Origin of the sequence: Pseudomonas japonica (assembly GCF_013522925.1) — a bacterium.
In the GTDB taxonomy this organism is placed as follows: domain Bacteria; phylum Pseudomonadota; class Gammaproteobacteria; order Pseudomonadales; family Pseudomonadaceae; genus Aquipseudomonas; species Aquipseudomonas japonica_A.
Map to the genome: position 1 here is coordinate 1 of NZ_JAAMQU010000050.1, position 319 is coordinate 319.

The window sequence follows — 319 nt, forward strand, 5'->3', positions numbered from 1 at the left end:
AAGGCCACCGTCGTCGAGGACAGCTCCCTTGCTTCCGGCACGCTGACCGCGACCGACGCCGACAGCGGTGAAACTGCCACGCTGGTGTTCAGCCAGACTTCGGCCGACAAGGTTCCAGGCTTCACCCTGAACACCGACGGCAGCTGGACGCTCGACCCGAGCAATGCGGCCTACCAGCACCTGGCTGTCGGCCAGAGCACGAGCTACAACATCCAGTACGTCGCCACCGACGCCCAGGGTGTGTCCAGTGCTCCCCAGACGCTGACCGTTACCGTGACCGGCACCAACGATGTGCCTGAAATCACCACCAGCGCCGTCG

The 319-nt window shown here is 64.9% G+C and carries 1 protein-coding gene; it reads left to right on the plus strand.

Translation table 11 applies throughout. The annotated features are described in order from the left end of the window. The coding region (locus G7016_RS24820) for a VCBS domain-containing protein (protein ID WP_219856372.1) at positions 1-319 on the plus strand (319 nt) is incomplete at both ends.